Genomic DNA, 25,322 nt, shown 5'->3' with positions numbered 1-25,322 from the left:
CCTCCGCATTCGCGTATCCCCCTGTCAGAACCTCGACCCCGGGAGATGCCCACGCATGTCTTCTCCAGCCATGACCCTCGACCCCGGCCCGCACGGGCTTGCCGCGCCGCGCCGGAACCTGTTCTTCCCGACGATGGCGGTGCTGATGCTGGCGGCCGTCGTGGCCGGCTTCTGGGGCACGCTGTTCCGGCCGGCCGAACCGCTGCGACCCTACCTGGTCGTGCACGGCGCGATCGCCGTCGCCTGGTTCGCGCTGTTCACGGTGCAGACGCTGCTGGCGGCCGCGGGGCGCACGGACCTGCACCGCCGCCTCGGCGTGGCCGGCGTGTGCCTCGCCATCGCCGTGGTCGCCAGTTCGCTGTACACGATGGCGCAGCTGCCGGCGAACTGGCGCCTGCAGGGCATAGATGTCGAGGCGCGGCGCGGCCTGGTCGGGCTGGTGCTATGGGGCGACTTCGGCGCGCTGGTCGCGTTCGGCGTGCTGCTGTGCCGCGCCGTGCTCAGGCGCCGCCGGCTGGACGCGCACAAGCGGCTGATGCTGCTGGCGATGTTCTCGATCATGTCACCGGCGCTGATCCGGCTCGCGGCCCTGCCGCCGTTCGCCGGCTTCGACGGCGTCGTGCTGACCATGCTCGGCCTGCTGGCGCTCGGCCTGACCCTGGTCGCCTATGACCTCGCCACCCTGCGCCGTCTGCACCGCGAAACGCTGTGGGGCGTGCCGTTCTTCCTCGTGGTCCACCTCGCACCGGCCTTCGCCCTACCCGGCACCTCGCTCGACCGCTGGGTGATGGGCGTGATCGGGTAGCCGCCCGCGCGGCCGGCCCGGGCGCGCCCAGGGTGCCTCTGCCGTACTGGCCGCAGCGGTCGTATCGGCGCAGTACGTGCCGGAAGCGGGCCTGTCGCAGGCTCGGGCGATGCGCCGCGCGGCCCGGCCTTCTTGCCCGGCCGTGGACCGCATCGGCACGTCAAGGTGCTTCCACCTCGTAGCCGCGCGCGACGAGCTTGGCCAGCAGGCCGTCGGGCTTGAGCAGGTCGCCGATCGAGAGCGTCGCGAAGCTGGTCTCGTGGTCGCGCAGCGCGGCCTCGGCGGCGGCGAGCCAGGCCGCCTCGACGCGTTCGGGCAGGTCGTCGATGCCGCGCTCGCGCGCGAAACTGGTTTCGGCGATCGCCGCGAAGCAGGTACGCACCGGGCTGTCGTGCGGCAGCGTGCGCAAGGCGTCGACGTCGCCGACCGCCCAGGCGTTGGCGCGCGCGGTCATCGTCGCCAGGTCCGCCTCCAGCCGGTCGAGCACCTGGCGCAGGCACTCGACGTCGTCCAGTTCCTCGGCCTTGAACGCCTTGATCGCCGCGCGCGGCTCCTCGATCTTCACCTTGACGTGGGTGTCGACCTTGGTGATGCCGTGCTGCTTGATCGCCTTGGAAACGACCTTGCCGATCTGCCCCGACTCGGTCAGCCGCTGCTTGTCGAGCGCCTTGCGGTACAGCTCGCCGGCGGCGAACAGCGGGCGCCACTTCTCGACCTTGCGGCTGCGGCCGATGTACTTGGCCTTGAGGTCCTGCCAGCGCGCGTAGAGATCGGGCGGCAGCACCTGGTCGAGCGTCTTGTCGTCGGTGTTGTTGCGGACCTTGACCAGCGAGGGCAGCAGCGCGAGCCGGCCGAAGAAGCCGACGTCGGCGTCGAAGTCGACGCCCGGCGAAGCCAGCGCCACCTCGGACCCGGCGATCGTCGCCTCCACGTCGGCCGACAGCCAGGTCATGTCGCGCGGCAGCGGCGAAAGCGTGCCGAGGATCCACAGCACGTGGCTGCCGCGCGAGACGCGCCACAACCCGGGACCGGGCTGCGCACCGGTGACGACGATCGTCTCCAGGCTGGCGATGTCCGGCTCGGCCGCCGGTGGCGGCGCCACCGGTGTGGCCTCCGCTACCGCCACCGGCGCGGCGTCGGCCTGGGCAAGGGCCGGGCGCGACGGCAGACCCGAGGCGATGAGCACGGCGAGGACGACGATCAAGCGCATGCGGCGGATTCCTGGACGAGGATCGGGCGAAGGTATGCGCCGGCAGTCTCCCAGGTCCAGATGTCGGCCGTTGGCGGACCGCCTGAAGCGCGCGCCGGGAAAGCGCGCGTTCAGGTTCAAGGCACGTGGCGCCCTTCGCCGCGGGGCGGCGGGCGCCTCACTCGTCGCGCAGCGCCACCAGCGGGTCGACGCGCAGCGCGCGCCGCGTCGGCAGCACCGCGGCCAGCACCAGCACCAGCGCGAGCACGGCGACCACGGCCGCGTAGACGCGCGGATCGGTCTGCGCGCCGGGCATCATCACGCCGCCGAGCAGCTGCGCGAACCCGAGCGCCGCCGGCACGCCGATCAGCAGGCCGACCGCGACCTGGCCGCCGCCGCGCCGCAGCGTCATCGCCACGATCGTGCCGGCGCGCGCGCCGAGGGCACGGCGTACGCCGATCTCGCGCGTGCGCCGCGTCGTCTCGAACGCCAGCACCGCATAGACGCCGGCCGCGGTCAGCAGCAGCGCGAACAGCGCGAACGCGCCGAACAGGTTGGCCAGGATGTCCGGTCCCCACATCAGGGCCGCGCGCCAGGCGTCCATCGGGCGCAGCCAGTAGACCGGCAGGTTCGCGTCGACCGCGGTCACCGCCGTGCGCACCGCCTCGCCGAGCGCCTGCGCGTCGCCGTCGGCGCGCAGCGCGAAGCTGACGATGTTGCTCGGCGCCTGGGTCAGCGGCCGGAACACGTTGCCGTCGCTGCGATTGCCGGAGGAGGTCTCGCTGGTCTCGATGTAATCGGCCTGCACGCTGTCGGCGACCACGCCGACCACCTCGAGCCACGGCGACGCAGGGTCGCCCGGATTCATGCGCAAGCGCTCGCCGATCGCACTGCGGCCGGGCCAGGCGCGCTCGGCCAGGCGGGCGCTGACGACCGCGACGCCCGGCGAGGCGGCCGTGTCGCGCGCGTCGAACAGGCGGCCTTCGCGCAGCGCGATGCCGAAGGTCTCGAAGTAGCCGGTGGTCACGCCGGCCGCGAAGGCCTGCGGACGCTGGTTGTCCTCGGCGTAGGCGTCGCCGACGCGCTCGTAGCGGTCGCGGCCGTAGCCCATCAGCGGCAGCGTGGTGCCGAAACCGACCACGGTCACGCCGGGCAGCGCAGCCAGCCGCGGCTGCAACGCCTCGACCAGGCGCAGGCGCGCGGCCTCGTCGGGATAGTCCGCGTCGAACATCGCGATGCGTCCGGTCAGCACGCCGTCGGTCCGGATGCCCAGCGGCGTGCGCTGCGCTTCGAGCGCGCTGCGGATCGCCACGCCGGCGCAGACCAGCAGGATCACGCACAGCGCGACCTCGCCGACGACCAGCCAGCGGCCGGCACGGCCGCCGCCGATCGCGCCGGCACCGCCCTGGCGCAGGCAGGTCTGCACGTCGACGCGGCCGGCGCGCAGCGCCGGCGCCAGGCCGGCGAGCACGGTCGCGACCAGGGCGATGCCGGCGGTGAACACCAGGTCGCGCGGATCGACCTCGAAGGTGACCCAGTACGGCAGCTGCGAGCCGCTCGGCGAGGCGACCATCGCGTCGCTCATGAACCAGCTGGCGAAGTCGGCGCCGGCATAGCCGAGCGCGGTCGCGAGCAGCGCGATCACGAAGGTCTCGGCCAGCACCTGCACGATCAGGCGGCCGCGGCCGGCGCCCAGCGCGGCGCGCAGCGCCAGCTCGCGCGTGCGCGCGGCGAAGCGCGCGACCACCAGGCTGGCGACGTTGGCGCAGGCGATCAGCAGCACCAGCAGCACGGCGATGAACATCGTCTGCGTGGCGTCGAGGATCTGGCTCGGGATGAACTGCTCGGAGAAGCGGCGCACTTTCGCGCGGTCGCCGCGCAGCGGCTCGCCGCGCTCGGCGGTCAGCGCGGTCACGGCGCCGTCGAGGTCGGCCTGCGCCTGCGCGACGGAGACGCCGTCGGCGAGGCGACCGAAGGTCTGCAGGCGCGCGTACGATGCAGCGGCGGCGGTGCGGTCGGTGCCGATCGGCATCCAGATCCGCTCGGCCGACGGGAACGCGAAGCCCGGCGGCATCACCCCGATGATCCGCGTCGGCGTGCCGTTGACGCGCAAGCTGCGGCCGAGCACGCCGGGATCGCGGTCGTACTGCAGCTCCCAGACGCGATCGGAGATCAGCGCGACCGGCTCGGCACCGGCCGCGGCGTCCGCGGCGGCGAAATCGCGGCCGAGCGCCGGCCGCACGCCGAGCGTGGCCAGCGCGTCGGCACTGAGCCAGGCGCCGGACAGGCGCTCGGGCGGACCGTTCAGGCCGCCGATGTTGGCGGTGCCGACCCAATACGCCTCGAGCGAGGCCAGCGTCCGCTGCCGCTCGCGCAGGTCCAGCCAGTCCAGTGTCGGCAGCGCCAGGTTGCGCTGGGTGGCGCGGCTGTCGGTGTAGACGAAGCCGACCAGGCGATCGGCCTGCGCGAACGGCAGCGGCTTGATCGCCAACGCGTTGAGGCTGCCGAACATGAAGATCGACAGGCCGATGCCGGCCGCCAGCATCAGCACCGCGACGACGGCGTACACGGGGCTGCGCAGCAAGGTGCGCAGGGCGAATCGGATGTCACGGATCATGGCTGTCTTCCCCTTGGAGCCTGTCATGGACGTTGAGGTGAGCTGCGTTGTGCCGCCACGCAGTCCCGGTAAGGCGCCCGTCGCCGCCTTGGGTGGCGTGCAAGGCAAGGTGGGCAACGCGGTCGGACCAGCGCGACGGCACAACCCTTCGGGCAAGCCCCGGGCGCGGCGCCCGGCGGCGTTGCAGCCCTGGGCCAGACGGCCGGTCTACCGGGCGAGCCGCGCCTTGCCGGATCACCGCGCCAGGGGCCTTCGCACTCCGCTCAACGTCCATAGCACGCTCTCGCTCTAGTCGTGACGCAAGGCCACCATCGGATCGACGCGCAGGGCACGCCGGGCCGGCACCGCGACCGCCAGCGCCGCGGCCAGGCCCAGCACCAGCAGCACCGCCAGCACGACCAGCACGCCCCCGCCCTCGATGCTGTCGAGCGCGCCGGCCAGCACCCGCGCGAACGGAATGCCCAGGGCGAGGCCGAGCGCCAGGCCGATGCCCAGCTGCGTGCCGGTCAGCGTGGCGAGGTCGCGCAGCACGCTGCCTGCCGAGGCGCCGAGCGCGCGGCGCACGCCGATCTCGCGCGTGCGCTGGGCCACCGCGAAGGCCATGACGCCGTAGAGGCCGGCGCCGGCGAGGATCAGCGCGATCGCGCCGAACGCGCCGAACACCTGGGCCAGCAGGCGCTCGGTAAAGGTCTTCTCGCGGATCGTCTGCGCGTAGGTACGCACCCAGTAGGCCGGCGTGTCGGCGTCCACTGCGCGGATCAGGTCCGACAGCCGCGGCGCGAACGCGGCGGGATCGCCGTGCACGCGCACCGCCAGGCTGACGAAGCGCGCCGGCTGCTGGCGCAGCGGCACCAGCAGCGCCGGATGCACCGGCGTGCCGGGCTGGCTCATCGTCAGGCCCTCGACGACACCGATCACGGTCAGCAGCGGACTCGACGGCTCGCGCGGGTTCAGCCGGAACCGCTGGCCGAGCACCGGGCCACCCGCTGCCATGCGGTCGGCGAAGCGCGCATCGACCACCGCCACCGGGACGCCGTCGGCCGCGTCGCGCGTGTCGAAGAAACGCCCTTCGCGCAACCGCAGCCCGTAGGCCGCAAGGTAGCGATCGTCCGCTGCCGCGTACAGCGTGCGCGGCAGCGGTCCGTCGCCGGCCGTCTCGCGCTCGGGCAGGACCTCGCGCAGCTGGGTGCCGAGGGCCGGCAGGTTGGTGCCGGCGGTGGCGTCGATCACCGCCGGGTCGGCGCGCAGCCGCTCGACGATGCGCTCGATCACGCGCGTCTGCTCGGCGCCGGTCGGATGCGCGTCGGCGAACAGGCCCACGCGCGCGGTCAGGATGTTGGACGGATCGATGCCGAGTTCGGTGCGGTCGAGCGCCGCGATGCCGTAGGCCAGCGTGCCGACCGCGATCAGCAGCGCGCACGACAGCGCCACCTCGCCGATCACCAGCACCCGGCTGATCCGCGCGAAGCGTCCGCCGGCGATGCCGCGGGCGCCGTCGCGCAGGTCGCCGGCCAGCGCGGCCTCGCGCGCACGCAACGCCGGCAGCAAGCCGGCCGCCAGCGCCGTCAGCACCGCCACCGCGGCCGTCATGCCGATCACCTGCGGGTCGAACGTGAAATGGATCCACAGCGGCGGACCGTCCTCCGAGGCGGCGAACATGCGCTCGGTCCAGGCCGCCCCTAGGTGCGCCAGCGGAATCGCGATCGCCACCGCGGCCAGTGTCAGCAGCAGGCTCTGCGCGATCAGGTGCAGCATCAGGCGCCGGGAACTCGCGCCCAGCGCGACGCGGACGGCCAGCTCCTGGCGGCGGCCCAGCGTGCGCGTCAGCAGCAAGTTGGCGGCATTGGCGCAGGCGACCAGCAACACCAGCAGCACCGACGCCAGCATGATGCCGATCACCGTGCGGGTACCGGGGTTGACCGCCAGCCAGGCCAGCGGCTGCGCCGCGGCCGCCAGGTGCCGGAAGTGCGCCGGCTGCGCGCGCGCGGCATCGGCGAACCAGGCCGCGATCGCGGCGTCGAGCGCGGCCATCGACGCATCGGCCGTGCGGCGTACCACCACCCGGTATTCCTGATCGGTACCGGTGCCGGCACCGGCGAAGCGCGCCGGCACCCAGACCGTCTCGCGATCGGGGTAGCTGAAATCCTGCGGCATCACGCCGATCACCGTCGCCGGCAGCGTGTTGAGGCGCACCTGGCGGCCGACGATGCCCGGGTCGGCCCCGTAGCGTGCGACCCATACCGCGTGGGAGAGCATCACCACCGCCGCGCCGTCCTGCTCGTCGGTCAGGGCGAAGTCGCGGCCCAGCGCCGGTGCGACGCCGAGTACCTGGAACAGGTTGCCGGACACGAACGCGCCGGCGAACCGCTCGGGCCGCTCCAGGTCGCTCAGGTTCACGGTCGCCTGCATGAAACCGGCGACCTCGGCGGTTCCGGCCAGCTGCCGCCGCAGGTCCAGCAGGTCCTGGCTGCGCAGCGGCTCGAGCGATCCGCCGCTGTCGTTGCCGTCGTGCAGCCCGACGTGATGCAGCCGGTCGGCATGCGGGAACGGCAGCGGGCGCAGCACCAGGCTGCCGATCGCGATCAGCATGTAGATCACGCAGGCCAGGCCCGCCGCGAGGACGCCGACGGCCAGCGCCGAGAATCCCGGACGCAGCACGATGGCGCGCCAGGCCTGCTTCAGTTCCAGCACCAGCGTCCGCATGACCTGTCCTCGGTGGGGCTCGTCGGCCGGCCGGCCGCTACGGCAGGTGCTACGCAAATCCCGCGCCAACCGGCCGGACCCGCCGTGACGCGCTTCGCCGGGCCGGCCCCGTCCAGAAACGGACAAGACTGTCCGCTTGCACGGCACCGGCCGGACAGGCCGTCCCCGGTGATCGGCCGCCACGCCGGCGGATCCGCCTGCCGCGGTCGTCGACGGCAGGCCGACCCGCAGCCGGGCCGCCAGGCAACGCATTCACGGATCGGTCCGCGCCCGCAGCAGCGTCGCGTCGGCCAGGAACCGCATGAAGCACGCCGGGATCGCCGGCGCCGTTGGCGACGCACGGGCTGCACGTGCGGCAGGCACTGTCGGCCTGACGCTTCCGGTCTCCCGTCCGAACCGGCCGGACGCCGCTGACGACGTCCGGCGCGGATGCTCAATCGTGCCGCAACGCTTCCACCGGATCGGTATGCGCCGCGCGGCGCGCCGGCAGCCAGGCGGCCAGCGCGACGACGATCGCGAGCACGAGCGCCGCGCCGGCCAGCACGGTCGGATCGTGCGCGGTCAGCCCGTACAGGTTCGCGGCGGCGAGGCGGCCGCCGGCCAGTGCCGCGGCGAGGCCGAGCAGCCCACCGGCCACCGCCATGCGGCCGACCTGGCCCGCGACCAGGCCGCGCAGCCGCGCCGGCGTCGCGCCGAGCGCCAGGCGCAGGCCGATCTCGCGGCGGCGCTCGGCGACCAGGTAGGACAGCACGCCGTACAGCCCGCCCGCGGCGAGCAGGGTCGCCAGCAGCGCCAGCGCCGTCGCGAGCAGGCTGATGGTGCGGTCGGCAGCGACGTTGACGCGGGCCTGCTCGCGCAGCGTCGACAGGCTGCGCAGCGGCAGGTTGGCGTCGATCGCCGCCACCGCCGCGGCGATCGATGCCTGCTGCTCGGCCGGATCGAGCGTGGTGCGCACGTAGAAGCTCATCGAGCCGCTGGCCTCGCTCTGCGCGTCGGGCAGGTAGATCTGCGGCGGCGGCGGCGCCTTGACCTTGGCATAGGCGGCATCGGCGACCAGGCCGACGATCTCCAGGCGCTGGCCGTTCAGCCGCAGCGTGCGGCCGACCGTCGCCGCCGGATCCAGGCCGAACGCCTCGGCGAAGCGGCGGTTGACGATGGCCACGGGCGGCGCCTCGGCGCTGTCGGCCGGTGCAAAGCCGCGGCCGGCGAGCTGGGCGATGCCGAGCGTGTCGAAGTAGCCCGGGCCGACCTGGTTGTAGGTCGAGAAGCCGCCGCCGTCCTGCCCCTCGACGGCCGCGCCGCCGCCGCTGTAGCCGTTCGCGAGCAGGCGGTTCTGCGCACGCGCGACGCCGGTCACGCCCGGCAGCGCCGCCAGCGCGGCGTCGATGCGGTCGTACAGCGCGGCGTTGCGCGCGCGGTCGTAGCCGTTGAGTTCGGGCTCGACGGTGAAGGCGACCAGGGCATCGAGATTCATGCCCAGGTCGGCACGTGCGATGTTCGCCAAGCTCTGCACGAACAGGCCGGCCAGCACCAGCAGCGCCATCGAGAAGCCGATCTGCACGGTGACCAGCACCGCGCGCAGGCGGCCGGTGCCACGCCGGCCGACGCCGCCGGCATGGCCGGCCAGCGCACGGGCCGGTGCCGCCGTGGCGAGACGGCGCGCCGGGATCAGCGCAAAACCCAGCAGCGCGACCAGGGCGATCGCCAGCGCGGCGCCGGCGGTAGCGAAGTCGATGCCCGTCCCGGTCAGCGTCGCCGAGCGGTCCGCCAGCAGCAGCCGGCCGAGCAGATGCCGGCCGGCGAAGCCGATCGGCAGCGCCGCGGCGGCGCCGGCCAGCGCGATCACCAGCGGCTCGGCCAGCGCCTCGCCGAGCAGCTGGCGCCGGCTCGCGCCGAGCGCCGAGCGCACGCCCATCTCGCCGGTGCGGCCGCTGCCGCGCGCGAGCTGCAGGTTGGCCAGGTTCACGCAGGCGATCAGCAGCACCAGCAACGCCGCACCCTGCGCGAGCATCAGCGAGGCCCGCGAGCGATCGGGCTGCAGGCTCTGGCCGCGCGCGCCGGGCGCCAGCGCAAGATGACGCGCCACCGCCGTGCCGGTCAGCGCCGACACCGGCTCGTACGCTTCGATCGCGGCACGGTACGCGCCGTCGAGCTTCAGCGCGGCCTGCGCGGCGGTCATGCCCGGCGCCAGCCGCGCGAACACGTGCACCCAGTGGAGCTCGCGGTGCGCGTGGTCGGGAATCGAGACCGCGCCATCGGGCCCGCGCAGCGAGATCGGCAGGTAGACCTGGGGCGCGAGGCCGACCGTCGTGCCGTCGAAACCCGGTGGCGCGATGCCGACGATCTGCAGCACCTGGCCGTTGGCGACCAGGCTGCGGCCGATCACGTCCGGATCGGCACCGAGGCGATCGCGCCAGTAGGCGTGGCCGAGCACGGCCGCCTGCGCCTGGCCGTCGACCGCGTCGTCGCTGGCGCCGAGCAGGCGCCCGAGCGCGGGCGTGAGGCCGAGCACGTCGAAGTAGCGCCCCGACACCAGCAGCGCCTGCACGCGCTCGGTGTGGCCGGCGTAGGCGAGGTTGACCGGTTGCGGCCGGTGCGCGGCCAGCGTGGCGACGCCGTCCTGGGCACGCTCCAGGTCGCGGAACATCGGGTAGTTGAACAGCGCGGTCTCGTTACCGGCCAGGGTCGAGCTGACACGGATGTCGGTCTGCCCCGGCACGGTCAGGTTGACCAGGCGATCGGGCTCGGCGACCGCCAGCGGGGTCAGCAGCAGGCGCTCGACCAGCGAGAACACCGCCAGGTTCGCACCGATGCCGAGCGCCAGCGTCGCGATTGCGACGAACGCGAACAGCGGGCGCGCGGCCAGGCCGCGCACGGCGTGGCGCAGGCGATCCGGAACGAGGTGGAGCGGAACGGGAAGGCGCATGGGGCGGACTCCGGAAGGGACGAGGGTACGATCGCGGCGCAACCGGCACCGCGGCCGCTCATTCGGTACGCAACGCTTCCATCGGCGGCACGCGCGCGGCGCGCCAGGCCGGCAGGCCGACCGCGGTCAACGCGGCAATCACCATCGCCGCGATGCCGGCGGCGAGCACCGCCGGTGATACCGTCCCGGCAACGCCGACCGCCGAGAGATCGAGCAGGCGCAGCCCGCCGATCGCCAGCGCCAGGCCCGCGGCGACGCCGACGGCGCTCAGGCCCAGGCCGTCGCGCAGCACCTCGGCCGCCATGTCGCGTGGCCGCGCACCGATCGCCAGGCGCAGGCCGAACTCGCCGATCCGGCGGCGTTGGCGCAGCGCGGCCACCGCGTAGGTGCCGAGCACGGCCAGCAGCAGCGCGGCCGCGGCGAACGCGCCGACCGTGCGCGCGAAGAAGCGCGCGGGCGCCAGTTCCTCCTCGATCGGCACGGCCAGCGCGTAGTGGCGCGTGATCGCCTGGCGCGGGTCGAGCGCGGCGAGCGCCGCGGCCATCGCCGCCTCGGTGCCGGCTGCGCCGCCGCGCGTGAGAAACGCCATCGCCGGTCCCGGCTGCTGCGCGAACGGCACCAGGATCTCCGGCGCCGGCGCGCTGCGCAGGCCGTCGTTGCGGATGTCCTCGACGACGCCGACCACGCGCACGTCCACACGCGCACCGCGGATCGGCACACCGACCACCTGGCCGACCGCGGACGCCTCGCCGAACAGGCGCCGCGCCGCGGCGCGGCTGACCAGTGCGACCGGCTCGGTGCCGCGGCGGTCGCCGACGTCGAAATCGCGCCCGGCCACCAGCGGGATGTCGAGCAGGGCGCGGTAGCCGGGCGACACGCGGCGCAGGCCGGCCTGCACCGGCGCGTTGTCGGGCCGTGCGGCGACGGTGAGGTCGACGCTGGCGCTGCCGATACCCGAACGCGGCGGCGCGCTGGTCAGCGCCGCCGCCTCGACGCCCGGCAGCGCCGCCAGGCGTTCGAGCAGGCGCTCGGTGAACGGCACGAAGGCCTCGCTGCCGACGCGGAAGAACTGCATCACCGTCACCCCACGCGCGGCGAAGCCGGGATCGACCCGCTGCAAGCGCCACAGGCCGGCCGCCAGTGTCAGCGCGGCGACCAGGCTGGCGGTCGACAGTGCCATCGCCAGCACCGGCAGCGCGCGGCGCCGGCCGCCGCCACCGAGGACGCCCTTGGTGCCGCCGCGCATCGCCTCGGCCGGCGCGGCGGCGATGCGCAGCGCACCGGCCAGCGCCGCCAGCAGCGGCACCGACACGCCGAGCAGGACCGCGAACGCCGCCACGCCACGATCGATGACGATGCCGTCCACGCGCGGCACGCTTTCGGCAGCGAGGTCGCGCAGCACGTGCAGGCCGAGTGCCGCCAGACCCAGACCCAGCACGACGCCAGCGCCCGCCAGCAGCGCGAGCTCGACCAGCAACGCGCGGCCGAGCGACGCGCGCGAGGCACCCAGCGCCTGGCGCACCGCCTGTTCGCGCCGGCGGGCGGCCTGGCGGGCGTCGAGCAGGATCGCGACGTTGAGCGCGGCGATCAGCAGCACCAGCACCGCCAGCGCGAACGCGCCCCACAGCGCGCCGCGCGCATCGCCGACCAGTTCGTCGAGGAACGGCCGCGCGGCGGCCTGCCAGGCCTCGCCGGGATTACCGCCGCGCACCAGCGGATCGGCCATGCGCGCGGTCAGCGCGGCCTCGGCCTGTGCGAGCGAGACGCCCGGCGCGAGCCGGCCGACCACGAGCAGCATGCGCAGCGCGCGTTGCGGCGAGTCTGCCGGCAGCTGGGCGGTGGCCAGCGGCCGCCACAGACCGGTCTCGCCGGCGAAGGTCGCCAGCGCCGGCGGCATTACGCCGACCACTTCCAGCGGTGCCTCGTCGACCAGGTCCAGGCTGCGGCCGAGCACGTTCGGATCGCCGCCGAAGCCGTGTTGCCACTCGGCGTAGGAGAGCACCGCCACGGGACGATTCTCGCGGACGTCCTCGGCAGTCAGGCGCCGCCCCAGCAGCGGCTCGACGCCGAGTGCGGCGAAGTAGCCGTCGCTGACCATGTGCGTGGTGATCTCGCGCGCGTGCTCGCCGTCGAACAGCGTCACACCGCTCCACCAGTAGTAGCCGAGTGCGGCCAGGCCCGGCGTGCCGTCGGCGGCGCGCTCGGCCTCGGCCACGGTCAGCTGGGCGCCGGTGACGTGCTGCGCCGGCTGGCGCGCGCTGACGGTGATCAGGCGATCGCCGTCGGGGAACGGCAGGCCGCGCAGCAGCACACCGTCGAGCGTGGAGTACATCGCCACGCTGAGGCCGATGCCGAGCGCGAGCATCGCCAGCGACGTCAGCGTGAAACCCGGTGCCGCCGCCAGTTGGCGCAGCGCCTGACGTATCGATTCCATCCACCGCATCGTTCTCTCCCCGGGCTCGCGGCCCATTCGTCTAGCCGTCGCGCAGCGCTTCCATCGGCGGTACGCGCGCGGCACGCCGCATCGGTATCGCGCAGGCCGCCAGCGCGACTGTGACCAGCACCGCCGCCACCGTACCGAGCACGCGCGGGTCGGCCGCACCGACGCCGTAGAGCTGCGCGGCGATCAGCCGGCCGATCGCCAGCGCACCCACAAGGCCCAGCGCCAGGCCCGGCACGATCATGCGCAGGCCATCGCCCAGCACCAGCCGGTGGATGTCGGCGCGGCGCGCCCCCACCGCCTGACGCAGGCCGATCTCGCGCCGGCGCTGGCCGACGGTGTAGGCGATCACGCCGTACAGGCCGATCGCCGCCAGCAGCAGCGCCACACCGGCGAACACGCTCATCAGCGTCATGTTGAAGCGCCGCATCGCCAGCGTCGCGCCGGTCACCTGGTCCATCGTGCGGATGCTGTGCACCGGCACGTCCGGCGCCACCTCGCGCAGCGCGCGGCGCAGCGGCTCGGCGAAGGCAAGCGCATCGCCGTCCACCTTGATGGCGACGGCGAGATCGCCCACCGCCGCCTTGCTGATCGGGAAATAGACCTCGGTATTGGGCGGGGCGTCCAGGCCGGCCTGGTGCACGTCGGCCACCACGCCGACGATGCGCTTGGGCTGGTCGCCGAAGATCACCAGGCTCTCGTTGAGCGGATCGGCGCCGGCGAGGTAGCGCGTGGCGAAGGCGCGATTGACCAGCACCTCGGTCGGCAGCAGCGCCCGCGTGCCGTCGCTGGCGTCGAACGCACGGCCGGCCTCGACCGGGATGCCGAACGTGGTGAAGTAGTCGGAGCTGACGAAGCGGTACTCGGCCAGCGCCTGGTCGTCGAGCGTGCGGCCGGGGACCGAGAAGCGGCTGTTCCAGCCCCAGTCGCCGGAGGCCGGCAGGCGGTTGGCGATCGCGACCGACGCGACACCCGGCAGCTCGCGCAGGCGTGCCTCGATCGCGTCGAGGCGCGCCTTGAGCTGGCCGATCGCACGGGCCGCCCATTCGTCGTTGTCGTCGCCCGGCTGGCGCACCGGCAGCGTGATCGAGATCGACGCGGTCAGTACCTGCGGCGAACCGATGCCCGAATCGACCGCTTCGAGCTGGCGCAGGCTGTCGATCAGCAGGCCGGCACCGGCCAGCACGGCCATCGCCAGTGCGATCTCCGCGGACACCAGGATCCTGCGCCCGCGCAGTTGCGCGCGCGTGCCGGTCTGGCCGCGCGTCGCGCCCGCCAGTGCCTGCAGCGGGTCGGCGGCCGCGGCGCGCCAGGCCGGCGCCAGGCCGAACAGCAGCAGCGTGGCCAGCGCCACGGCGGCGATGCCGCCGATCACCCGCAGGTCGATCGCCGGCGTGTTGTACGGCGGCAGCAGGTCCGGGGCCAGCGCGGTCAGTGCCGCGATCGCCGGACCGGCCAGCAGCAGGCCGGCGGCGGCACCGATGGCGCCGATCACCAGCGATTCGGCCAGCACCTGCCTGACCAGGCGGCTGCGATCGGCGCCCAGCGCACTGCGCAGCGCCAGCTCCTGCGCGCGTGCCTGGCCGCGCGCCAGCATCAGGTTGGCCAGGTTGGCGCAGGCCACCAGCAGCACCAGCGCCGCGGCGACCAGCAGCATGCCGAGCGGCTGGCGCACGCCGCCGCTGACGAAGGCCTTCAATTCGGTGACGCCGGCGCTCAGGTTGGCGTGGTGGTCCGGATACGTCCTGGCCTGCCAGTCGGTGATGGGCGCCATGATCTCGCGCGCCTGCGCTGCCGAGACGCCCGGGCGCAGACGCGCCACCGTGCGCAGGAAGTTCATGCCGCGATGGAACGTGGTGTCGCCGGGAAGGAAGGTCGGGATCCAGACCTGCGCATCGGACGGATAGCGGAACGCCGCGCTGGTCACGCCGATCACGCGGAACGATTCGCCGTTGAGTTCGACATCGCGGCCGATCACTGCCGGGTCGGCGCCGAACTGGTTGCGCCAGAGCACGTCGCTGAGCACGACCACCCGCTCGCTGCGGTTCTCCTCCTCGTCGCCGAAGGCGCGCCCGAGCGCCAGCGGCTGCCCGAACACGTCCCAGAAGCCGGGCGTGACCCGGTAGACGTTCAGGCGCTGCGCCTCGCCGTCGTGCGTGAGGTTGCGGGTGTCGTCGCTGAAGGCGCCGATCGCGTCGAACGCCGCGCCGCTGCGGTCGCGCCATTCCTGGAACGCCTGCAGCGAGATCGTGCTGCGCTGCGCCGGCGGCTGTTCGCGGGTGACGCGCACGAGGCGCTCGGCATCGGCGAACGGCAGCGGCTTGAGCAGCACCGCGTCGTAGACCGTGAAGATCGCGCCGAGCGCACCGATGCCCAGCGTCAGCGTCAGCACCGCGGTCGCGAAGAAGCCCGGCCTGGCGCACAAGGTGCGCCAGGCCTGACGCAGGTCGCCCGGCAGGTTCATGGCGTCGGCCTCGACGGCAGGGGAAGGAGATCGGATCGGTCATTCATCGCGCAGGGCCTCCAGCGGCGAGACGCGCGCGGCGCGCAGCGACGGCACCGCGCAGGCGGCCAGGCCCACCACCGCGAGCAGCGCGAGCGTCGCCACCAGCACGAATGGATCGGCACCGCCGACGCCGTAGAGCTGCGCCGACAGCACGCGCCCGAGCGCGAGCGCGCCGGCGAGACCGAGCACCAGGCCCGGCACGATCATGCGCAGGCCGGCGCCGAGCGTGAGCCGGTGGATGTCGAGCGCGGTCGCACCGAGCGACTGGCGCACGCCGATCTCGCGGCGGCGCTGGCCGACCGTGTAGGCGATCACGCCGTACAGGCCGATCGAGGCGAGCAGCACGGCGACCGCCGCGAACGCGCTCATCAGGCTCATGTTGAAGCGGCGCAGGCGGGTCGTCTCGCGCGTCACCTCGTCCATCGTGCGCACCGCGAACAGCGGCGCCTCCGGTGCGACCTCGCGCAAGGCGCTGCGCAGCGCCGGGGCCAGCGCCAGCACGTCGCCGCTGCCCTTGATCGCAACGGTGATGTCGCCGACCGGCACGGTCGACGCCGGGAAGTAGATCTCCGCGTCGGCGACCTGGTCGGGTCCGCCCTGGCGCACGTCGGCGACGACGCCGACGATGGTCTTCCCGCTGCCGTCGAAGGTCGACACGGTCAGGCCCAGCGCATCGCCGCCGCCGAGGTAGCGGTCGACGAAGGTCTGGTTGACGATCGCCTCGATCGGGAACGCTGCCCGCGTGCCGTCGGCCGCGTCGAACACGCGGCCGGCACGCAGCGGAATGCCGAACGTCGAGAAGTAATCGGTGCTGACGAAGCGGAACTGGACCAGGCGGTTCTCCGGCAGCTCGCGGCCGGCGATGTCGAAGCCGCCGTTCCAGCCGATCTCGCCGGAAACCGGCAGCACATTGGTCAGCGCCACCGACTCCACGCCCGGCAGCGCGCGCAGCCGCGCGTCGATCGCGGTCAGGCGCGTGGATACCGCCGCCTTGGCCTTCGGGTACCAGGTCGCGAAATCCTCGCCGGGCTGCATCGACGGCACCGACAGCGACAGGCCGGCACCGAGGATCTGCGCGGCGTCGGCGATGCCGGTGTCGACCGCGTCGAGCCGGCGCAGCGAGTCGATCAGCAGGCCGGCGCCGGCCAGCAGGGTCGTCGCCAGCGCGATCTCGGCCGCGACCAGGGCGCCGCGCGCGCGCGTCTGCCGGCGCGTGCCGGTCTGGCTGCGCGTGGCGCCGGCCAGCGCCTGCAGCGGATCGGCCGCGGCCGAGCGCCAGGCCGGCACGAGGCCGAACAGCAGCAGGGTCGACAGCGCGATCACCGCGGTGACCACGACCACGCGCAGGTCGACCGCCGGCGTGTGGTAGGCCGGCACGATACCGGGCGCCAGCGCCAGCAGCGCACGCACCGCCGGCGGCGCCACCAGCAAGGCGGCCGCGGCACCGGCCGCGGCGATCAGCAGCGACTCGACCAGCACCTGGCTGAGCAGGCGGCCGCGCCCGGCGCCCAGCGCGCTGCGCAGGGCCAGTTCCTGCGCACGCGCCTGGCCGCGCGCCAGCATCAGGCTGGCCAGGTTCGCGCAGGCGATCAGCAGCACCAGGCCCGCCGCCACCAGCAGGACCGCCAGCGGCGTGCGCAGCCGCGAGCCGATCAGTTCACGCAGCGGCATGATCTGGGCGCGCAGGCCGGCGCTCGGCTCGGGGAAGGTCTCGGCCTGCCAGGACGTGATGCCGTCCATGACGTCGCGCGCCTGGTCGAGGCTGACACCGTCGGCCAGCCGTGCCACCGGCGCGTACGAATTGCTGCCGCGCTCGGCCTGGTCGGCCGGCAGGAACGCCGGCAGCCACAGCTGTGCGTCGGCCGGATAGCGGAAGCCGGGCTTGGCGACGCCGATCACGCGCCAGCGCTCGCCGTTGAGGTCCACGTCGCGGCCGATCACGTCGGGCGAGGCACCGAAGCGGTCGCGCCAGACCGCATCACCGAGCACGACGACGCGTTCGTTGGCGTTCTCCTCAGCCGTGCCGAACGCGCGGCCGAGCGCGATCGGCTGGCCGAACACGTCCCAGTAGCCGGGTGTGATGCGGTAGCCCGACAACCGCTCGGCATCCCCGCCGCCGGTCAGGTTGAGCGTCTGCGGCACGTAGGCGCCGAACGCCGCGAACGCCGACGAGCTGCGCTCGACCCATTCCCTCAGGATCGGCGGCGAGACCGGGCTGTAGGCCACCGGCGGCTGCGACCGCATGACGCGCACGATGCGGTCGGCGTCGGAGAACGGCAGCGGCTTGAGCAGCACGGCGTCATAGACCGTGAAGATCGCGGTCACCGCGCCGATGCCGAGCATCAGCGTCAGCACCGCCGCGGCGAAGAATGTCGGCTGCGCCCGCAGGGCGCGCCAGGCGATGCGCAGGTCGTCGATCAGGTTCATCGGGACGGGCTCCTCGAATGCATGGAATGAAATCGCGGCGTGCTCATGCCAGCGCCTCGCGCGGCAACACGCGGCAGGCGCGCCGCGCCGGCACCAGGCCGGCCAGCAGCAGTACCGCGAGCAGGCCGATGCCCACCGCGGCCAGGGTCAGCGGATCGGTCGCCGGCACGCCGTAGATCAGGCTGGCCACCACGCGCGAACCGGCCACTGCCGCGGCGATGCCGAGTGCGATGCCGAGCGCGGCGACCAGCAGCCCGCCGCGCAGCACCAGCCGCAGGATGCCGCCGCTCGATGCGCCCAGCGCCTGGCGCAGCGCGAACTCGGGCCGCCGCTGCGCGACCGCGAAGGCCATCAGGCCGTACAGGCCGGTACCGGCGAGCAGCAGCGCCACCACGCCGAAGCTGCCGAGCAGGACCAGGTTGAACCGCCGCTGCGCCATCGCCTGCACGCGCAGCTCGGCCAGCGGCTGCAGGCTGTGCGGCAGGTCCGGCGCGAGCCGGTCCACCGTCGCGCGCAGCGTCGGCAGCACCGCGGCCAGCGGCAGCGTCGTGCGCACGATCAGGCTGAACTCGCTCGCCGCCGCCGGGCGCTGCGCGACGTTGACGTAGACCGCGCCCATCGGCGCGCGCTCCAGGCGCCGCTCGTGGACGTCGCCGACCACGCCGACGATGGTGACCGGCGTCATGTCGCCGTCCATGTTGCCGACCTGGATGCGCTGGCCGATCGGATCGCGGCCGGGCCAGGTCTCCTTCGCGACCGTGGCACTGATCACCGCGACGTGCGCGCCGTCGGCACGGTCGCGCGCGTCGAACGCGCGGCCGGCGAGCACCGGGATGCCGGCCGCCTCGAAGTAGCCGGCACTCGCGACGCGGAATTCGCCATAGCCCAGCTGCGGCGGGACCGGCTGCGTGAAGCTGGTCATCGTGCCGTCCCAGAACGCGCCGTTGGCGCCGCCGCCGGTCAGCGGCAGCGTGTTGACGCCGCCGACCGTGGCGACGCCGGGCAGCTCGGCCAGCGCCTCGCCGAGCGAGGCGTAGCGCTGCGCCATGGCGCTCAGCTCGGCCGGGTCGCCGGTGGTCGGGTACGACAGGCGCACCGAGACCGCACCCTCCGGCGCGAAGCCCGGATCGACCGCCAGCAGCACGAGGAAGCTGCGCCCGAGCAGGCCGGCGCCGACCAGCAGCACCGTGGTCAGCGCGGTCTGCGCAACCAGCAGCGAAGTACGCGCACGCAGGTGGCCGCGACCGCCGGTGGTGCCGCGCCCGGCCTCGCGCAGCGCCGTCAGCGGCGCGCGCTCGCCGCCGACCAGCTGTGCGGCGGTCAGCAGGGCGGCGATCACCAGCGCACCGATCGCCGCGGCCGCCACGGTCGACGGCGCAATGCCGATCTCGGCCGCGCGCGGCAGCGTACGGCCGGCCAGGTGCACCAGCACGTCGATCGCCACCGCTGCCAGCACGAGTCCGGCGACAGCGGCCGCCGCGGCGACCAGGAAGGCTTCCAGGAAATGCTGGCGCGCGATGCGCCAGCGGCTGGCACCGAGCGCGCGCCGCACGGCGAACTCGCGCGCTCGCGAGGCACCGAGCGCCAGCAGCAGGTTGACCGCGTTGCTGATCGCGATCAGCAGCAGGAACAGCGTGCCGCCGGCGAGCACCAGCAGCGCGCTGCGCACCGGCGCGGCGATCGCCTCGCCGAGCGGCGTCAGCGAGAACGCGCGCAGGTTGACCTCGTCGCCGAACTGGCCGTGCAGGCGCGTCGCCAGTGCATTGGCGCTCAGCCGCGCCTCGGCCAGCGTGTCCGACGCGGCCAGCAGGCCGAGCGCACGCCAGTTGTGCGCCGTGCGCGAGTTGCCGAAGTCGCCCTTCGTCACCGGCAGCCACAGGCTGGCACCCTCCGGGAACGCGAACGCCTCGGGCATCACGCCGACCACCGTGTAGCGCGTGCCGTCCACCTCGACCACGCTGCCGAGGACGTCCTCGCGCGCGCCCAGGCGGCCGCGCCAGAACGCCTCGCTGACCACGGCCACCGGCTCGCGCTCGTCGGCGCCGAAGCTGCGGCCGCTGAGCGGCGTGGTGCCGAAGATCGCAAAGAAGCCGCCACCGGCGAACGCCGCGTTCGCGCGGACGGTCTCGCGGCCGGTCGCGACCGCGGCCGGGCCGGACTGGTAGAACGAGGTCGCCGCCAGCGACGGCACGCTCGCCACCAGGTCGTCGTAATTGGGCTTGGCCAGGTTCATCGGATGGCCGTCCTCGGCCAGTTCCGCGAGTTCGACGATGCGCTCGGCGTTCGGGTACGGCAGCGCGCGCAGCAGCACCGCATCGACGACCGCGAGGATCGCCAGCGCGGCACCGAGGCCGCAGGCGAGCGTCGCGGCTGCGAAGGCCATCGTGCCCGGGTGCGCACGCAGGCCGTGCAGCGCGTGGCGGAAGTCGTCGATCAGGGTCACGGCAGGTCTCCGGTGGAAAGGGCGTCGCCCATCAGATGCAGGTGGGCGGCACAACGTTGTGTGCGATCGGCGGCGGCGCGCGCAGCGCGGCGAAGGCTCGCGGCCTGTCGGGAAACGGCCGGCGCACGCGATCCCCGGACGGGTCGCTCGCCGGGCGACGGCGCACGCGGGCGATCCGCGGCGCCGATGGCGCGGCACGGCCGTGCACGTCGGCAATGGGCGGCAAAGCCGTTCTTCGGCAGCCGGCTAGTCATGGCGCAGCGCCTCCATCGGCGCGACGCGCGAGGCGCGCCAGGCCGGCACGCTGGCGGCGGCCAGCACCACCAGCGTCATCAACACGGTCGCGGCCAGGTAGACGCGCGGATCGCTGGCGCTCAGCCCGAACAGCAGCGACTCGGCCGCACGGCCCGCGCCGAGCGCGACGAGCAGGCCGATCGCACCGCCGAGCAGGCCCATGCGCCCGACCTGGGCCAGCACCATCGCACGCAGCCGCGCGGGCGCGGCGCCCAGTGCCTGGCGCAGGCCCAGTTCACGGGTGCGCTGGGCGATCGTGTAGGCGAGCAGGCCGTACAGGCCGGTCGCGGCGAGCAGGGTCGCCAGCAGCGCGAAGGCCGCCGAGAGATGACCGAGCAGGCGGTCCTCGGCGATGCTCTCCACGCGCTGCGCCTGCAGCGTCTGCAGACCGTCGACCGGCAGGTTCGGATCGACCCGCGCCACGGCCTGCTCGACCGGGCGCATCAGGGCTTCCGGCGCCAGCGACGTGCGCACATAGAAATGGGTCTCGCGCGCCACCGGGCGTTGCGCGATCGGCATGAACAGTTGCGGCGTGGCCTCGTCCTTGACGCCCGCGTACGCGGCCGTCTCGACCAGGCCGACGATGGCGACGTCCGGCACGCCGCCGCCGAGCGCGACGCGCTTGCCGACCGGCGCGTCGCCGAGCCCGAACCGCTCGGCGAAGCGCCGGTTGACGACCGCCACCTTGGCGGCAGCCGCGTCGTCGCCGGCCGTGAAGTCACGGCCGGCCAGCAAGGGAATGCCGAGTGTCGCGAAGAAGCCCGGCGAGACTTCGTTGCGCAGCACCTGGGTATCGGTGCCGGGTGCCGCCTGGAAACCTTCGACACTGACGTTGCCGCCGAGATTGTCATCGGACAGCAGACGCACCCGCGACTGGCTGGCCGAGGTCACGCCCGGCACACCCGCGAGGGTTTCCTCGATGCGTGCCAGCACCTGGCGCGAGCGTTCGGCGTCGTAGCCGTTGCGGGGTGGGGCGACCGTCAGCACCAGCACGCCCTCGGTGCGCAGGCCGAGGTCGACGTCGGCGAGATTCGACAGGCTCTGGCTGAACAGGCCGGCCAGTACCAGCAGCGCCATCGACAAGGCGATCTGCGCGACCGCGAGATGACCGCGAAGGCGCGTGGAAGCCCGTCCGGCGCCGGCCGGGCCGTGGCCGCGGATCGCCGCGATCGGCGCGGTCCGCGCGAGTTCCAGCGCCGGGAACAGGCCGAACAGCACGGTGGTGGCGGCGGCGGCGGCGAACGCGAAAACGACCGCCGCCGGTGCCAGCCCGGCCGCCTCGATCACGCCGATCTGTTCGGCGAACAGCCTCGCCAGCAACCCGAGCACCGCCAGCGCGACCGGCAGCGCGGCCAGTGCACCGGCCAGCGCGATCAGCGCGGCCTCGGCCAGCAGCTGGCACAACAGGCGGCCGCGGCTCGCCCCGATCGCCGCGCGCACGGCCATCTCGGCACCGCGCGCCGCGCCGCGCGCCAGCATCAGGTTGGCCAGGTTGACGCAGGCGATCAGCAGCACCAGTGCCGTCACGCCGAACAGCAGGCCGAGACCGAGCCGGGCCTGCTCCGGCACCAGGCTCTGGCCACGTGCACCGGGCTGCAGCGTCAGCCGCGACGCGCGGAAGCGCTCGAGTTCGGCGCCGCTCATCGACTGCAGCGGCGCTTCGACCTCTTCGACCAGCGCGTGGAACGGACCGTTGATGCGCTCCTGCGCCTGCTCGATCGAAAGCCCCGGCGCCATCCGCGCGAACAGATAGACCCAGTAGGCCTTGCGGCTCTCGTGCTCGGGCAGCGTGTTCGGCTCGCGCGACCAGCTCAGGGTGATCGGTACGAACACGTCCGGCCGGGTGCCGAGCGTGGTGCCGTCAAAGCCCGCCGAGGCCACGCCGACGATCGTCAGCGGTACGCCGTTGACGCGCAGGGTCTTGCCGAGCACGTCGGATTTGCCGCCGAGCCGGTTCTGCCAGTAGCCGTAGCCGAGCACGACCGACTCGGCGACGCCGGGCACCGCGTCGTCGCGCTCGTCGAGCAGACGGCCCAGGACCGGTTGCACGCCGAGCACGCCGAAGTAGCTGCCCGAGACCAGCAGGCCGCCGGCACTGGCGGTTTCACCGTCGAGCGCGAGATTGACGCCGATCTGACGATGCGCGGCGATCCGGCCGAAGCCTTCCTGACGCCGCTCCAGGTCGCGGAAGGTCGGATAGCTGAAGACCGCGTCGCCGGAACCGGCGTTGTTGCTGCTGGTCCAGCCGGAGCGCTCGCGCGCCCAGGACAGATTGACCAGCTGCTCGGGTGCCGGCACGCGCAACGGTTCGAGCAGCCACTGATGGGCCAGCGAGAAGATCGCCGTGTTGGCGCCGATGCCGAGTGCCAGCGTGGCGGTGGCGACCAGGGCGAACAGCGGCCGGCTCAGCAGGCTGCGCAGCGCCTGGCGCAGATCGTCGAACAGGGTCATGACAGGTCCTTGTGGGCGATCGCCCCGGCGGTTCGGTGCATGCGCACCGCAAGCATTTCGGTCAGGGCGCTGGGCTCAGTCACGGCGCAGCGCCTCCATCGGCGCGACGCGCGCGGCGCGCCGTGCCGGAATCAGGCAGGCGGCCAGCGCCACCAGCCCCAGCACCGCAACGACCGCGGCGAGGACGCCCGGATCGGCGCTGCCGACGCCGTAGAGCTGGGCCGCCAGCAGCCGCCCCAGCGCCAGGGCGCCGAGCACGCCGGCGACCACGCCCGGGACGATCATGCGCAGGCCCGTGCCCAGCACCAGGCGATGGATGTCGAGCGCGCGTGCGCCGACCGCCTGGCGCAGGCCGATCTCGCGGCGGCGCTGGCCGACCGATCCGGCGATCACGCCGTAGATGCCGATCGCCGCCAGCAGCAGCGCGACCGCGCTGAACGCGACCATCAGGCGCAGGTTGAACGCGCGCAGCGCCAGGCCCGCGGCGCCCATCTCGGCCAGCGTGCGCACGGCGAACACCGGCATCGCCGGATCGACCTCGGCCAGCGCGCGGCGCAGCGCCTGGGCCTGCGCCATCGGGTCTCCGCTCACCTTGAGCGCGAGCGAGAACTGGGTCTGGATCGCCTGCGCGTGGTGCATGTACACCTCCGGCACCGGCGCGTGCTCGTAGCCCATCGTGCGCGAATCGGCCACCACGCCGACGATGGTCTTGGGCCCGCCGAGGAAGGTGAGCTGGCGGCCGATCGGGTCGCCCTCGGGGAGGAAGCGCCGCGCGAACGCCTGGTTGACCATGACCGTGGCCGGGAACTCGCCCGGCCGCGCGTCGCTGCGGTCCAGGTTGCGGCCGGCGACCAGGCCGATGCGGAGCGTGCGCAGGAAACCGGGGTTGACGAAACGCCAGTTGGCGCCGGCCTCCGCCGACGGCCCGTCCCGGCCGACCACCTGCATGGCCGAGCTGACGTTGTCCATGCCCGACAGCGGCAGCGCGTCGCTCAATGCCACCGCCTCGACGCCGGGCATCGCCGCGACGCGGTCGATCACCGCGTCCAGGCGCGTGGCGAGCAGCGCGGAATGGCGCTTGTAGTTCTCGGTGAAGTCGCCGGCGAACGGATCGTGCGCGGTCGGCAGCACGAAGGTGGCGGTCAGCACGCCGTCGGCGACGACGCCGGTATCGGCGCGGCCGACCTGGCGCAGGCTTTCGATCAGCAGGCCTGCGCCGGCCAGCAGCACCAGCGCCAACGCGATCTCGCCGGCCACCAGCAGGCCGCGCAGGCGACTGCGCTCGCGTCCGCCGCTGCCGTCGCGGCCTTCCTCGTTGAGGGCGCCCACCGGCGCCACGCCGGCCGCGCGCAGTGCCGGCAGCAGCGAGAACGCCAGCATCGTCGTCACGGCCACCGCGACACTGGCCGCGACCACGCCGGCATCGACACCGATGGCGCTGTGGCTCGGCATCAGCTCCGGCGCGCCGGCCAGCAGCAGCGGCACCGCCGCCGCGGCGCCCAGCAGGCCGAGCACGCTGCCGGCTACGGCGATCAGCACCGTCTCGGCCAGCACCAGCCGCAGCAGGCGCGCCTTGCCGGCGCCGAGCGCCGCGCGCACCGCCAGCTCGCGGCGGCGGACGGCACCGCGGGCCAGCAGCAGGTTGGCCAGGTTCACGCAGGCAATCAGCAGCACCAGCGCCGCCGCCCCCAGCAGGACCAGCAGCGGCTGGCGCACGTCGCTGACCAGCACGCTCGACAAGGCGGTCAGCCGCGCGTCGAGGCCGTCGTAGCGCCCCACGTCGGCCGCGCGCAGGCGCGCGCCGACCACCTCCATCGCCGCACGTGCCTGCGCCAGCGTCACGCCCGGCGCCAGTCGCGCGATCACCGACAGGTAGCTGCTGTCGGCGTCGGCCGCCGAGGCCACCAGGTGCGTCGGCACGTAGACGTCCACCGTGCCGGGATACCGGAACGCCGAGGCGGTCACGCCGACCACGCGATGCGCCACGCCGTTGAGCAGGACCTCGCTGCCGACGATGTCGGCACGGCCGCCGAAGCGCTTCTGCCAGAAGCCGTGGCCGAGCACCACCACCGCCTCGCCGCTGGCCTCCTCGGCCTCGCCGAAGTAGCGGCCCACCTGCGGCGCCAGCGCCATCACGCGCCAGAAGTCCGGTGTCACCCGGTAGGCGACCAGCCGCTCGGCCGGTGCGTCACCGGCGCGAAAGTTGGCCGTCGCACCGGCGAACGCGCCGAACGCGGCGAAGGCCTCGTGCGTGCCGCTGCGCCAGGCGTCCAGCAGCGGCTGCGACACCGGCCCGCCGAAGGTCGGCTTCTCGCGGTTCTCGCGATGGATGCGCACGATCCGGTCCGCATCCGGGTACGGCAGCGGCTTGAGCAGGGTACCGCTGACCACGCTGTAGACGGCGCCGACACTGCCGATGCCGATACCGAGCGTCAGCACCGCGATCAGCACGAAGCCCGGCGTCGCGCGCAGGCTGCGCAGCGCCTGGCGAAGATCACGCATCACCGCGTCGAGCATCGCC

The 25,322-nt window shown here is 73.9% G+C and carries 11 protein-coding genes; 1 reads left to right on the top strand and 10 read right to left on the bottom strand.

Features of this window, described 5'->3' with window-relative positions; genetic code table 11:
* The first annotated feature begins 55 nt into the window (after positions 1–55).
* Positions 56–805: a hypothetical protein gene (locus I596_RS01515; protein ID WP_150131961.1), complete on the top strand. Its 750-nt coding sequence runs from the start codon at positions 56–58 to the stop codon at positions 803–805.
* Between the two features lie 160 nt (positions 806–965).
* Here the strand turns inward: I596_RS01515 and I596_RS01510 are convergent, their stop codons facing one another.
* From I596_RS01510 to I596_RS01465, 10 genes are all read right to left on the bottom strand, one after another.
* On the bottom strand, positions 966–2,015 hold the full coding sequence (locus I596_RS01510; protein WP_083965288.1) for a TraB/GumN family protein: 1,050 nt from the start codon (positions 2,013–2,015) through the stop codon (positions 966–968).
* 157 nt (positions 2,016–2,172) lie between these two features.
* The gene (locus I596_RS01505) at positions 2,173–4,611 is read right to left on the bottom strand and encodes an ADOP family duplicated permease (protein WP_067643168.1); all 2,439 of its coding nucleotides are present in this window, start codon (positions 4,609–4,611) and stop codon (positions 2,173–2,175) included.
* Positions 4,612–4,899: 288 nt separating this feature from the next.
* Entirely contained in the window at positions 4,900–7,314 is a 2,415-nt protein-coding gene (locus tag I596_RS01500; RefSeq protein WP_067643165.1) for an ADOP family duplicated permease, read from the bottom strand.
* A gap of 433 nt (positions 7,315–7,747) precedes the next feature.
* Entirely contained in the window at positions 7,748–10,240 is a 2,493-nt protein-coding gene (locus I596_RS01495) for an ADOP family duplicated permease (RefSeq protein ID WP_067643162.1), read from the bottom strand.
* 58 nt (positions 10,241–10,298) lie between these two features.
* A complete protein-coding gene (locus tag I596_RS01490) occupies positions 10,299–12,674 on the bottom strand; it encodes an ABC transporter permease (RefSeq protein WP_067643159.1) in 2,376 nt (791 codons plus the stop codon).
* Positions 12,675–12,714: 40 nt separating this feature from the next.
* On the bottom strand, positions 12,715–15,144 hold the full coding sequence (locus tag I596_RS01485; protein ID WP_067643156.1) for an ABC transporter permease: 2,430 nt from the start codon (positions 15,142–15,144) through the stop codon (positions 12,715–12,717).
* A gap of 39 nt (positions 15,145–15,183) precedes the next feature.
* Complete coding sequence (locus I596_RS01480) at positions 15,184–17,613, bottom strand: ABC transporter permease (protein ID WP_067643153.1); 2,430 nt, start codon at positions 17,611–17,613, stop codon at positions 15,184–15,186.
* 43 nt (positions 17,614–17,656) lie between these two features.
* Positions 17,657–20,056, bottom strand: coding sequence for an ADOP family duplicated permease (locus I596_RS01475; RefSeq protein ID WP_067643150.1), 2,400 nt, complete (start codon positions 20,054–20,056; stop codon positions 17,657–17,659).
* A 246-nt stretch (positions 20,057–20,302) separates the two neighbouring features.
* Positions 20,303–22,801 (bottom strand): ABC transporter permease, encoded by a 2,499-nt coding sequence (locus I596_RS01470; protein WP_067643147.1) that lies wholly within the window; start codon positions 22,799–22,801, stop codon positions 20,303–20,305.
* A 75-nt stretch (positions 22,802–22,876) separates the two neighbouring features.
* A complete protein-coding gene (locus I596_RS01465; RefSeq protein WP_190278960.1) occupies positions 22,877–25,303 on the bottom strand; it encodes an ABC transporter permease in 2,427 nt (808 codons plus the stop codon).
* Positions 25,304–25,322: the final 19 nt, after the last annotated feature.

The organism is Dokdonella koreensis DS-123 (assembly GCF_001632775.1).
GTDB lineage: Bacteria > Pseudomonadota > Gammaproteobacteria > Xanthomonadales > Rhodanobacteraceae > Dokdonella > Dokdonella koreensis.
The sequence above is the reverse complement of the archived record's forward strand: the minus strand, read 5'-3'. Positions and strand labels throughout refer to the sequence as shown.